Source organism: Pseudomonas sp. TWI929 (assembly GCF_039673335.1).
Classification (GTDB): Bacteria; Pseudomonadota; Gammaproteobacteria; order Pseudomonadales; family Pseudomonadaceae; genus Aquipseudomonas.
On the sequence record NZ_JBDJLK010000203.1, the window covers coordinates 1 to 268 of the forward strand.

At 64.2% G+C, this 268-nt stretch carries 1 protein-coding gene; it reads right to left on the minus strand.

Features of this window, described 5'->3' with window-relative positions; translation table 11 throughout:
* On the minus strand, nucleotides 1-268 hold a 268-nt coding region (locus ABE456_RS28570), incomplete at both ends, for an immunoglobulin-like domain-containing protein (protein ID WP_346646915.1).

Sequence of the window (268 nt, forward strand, 5' to 3'; positions counted from 1 at the left end):
CGCCGGGGTCTGGAAATCGACGCTGCCCTGGGTCTTGCCCGCTTCAACGGTAATGGTCTGACCGTTGGACAGGGTGATAGTCACCGGAGTCTGGGCTGGGTTGCTCAGGGTGACGGTGTAAGTGATCACGCCACCTTCGGTCACCGACGGGCTCGCCGTCAGGGTCGCGGTGGTGTTGTCGGTCGAATCGTTGATCGCGGTTTGGGCCGGGGTCGGGTTCGGCGTCAGTTGCTCGAAGTTGCCGCCCGTGGCGCCTTCGATGGTCACG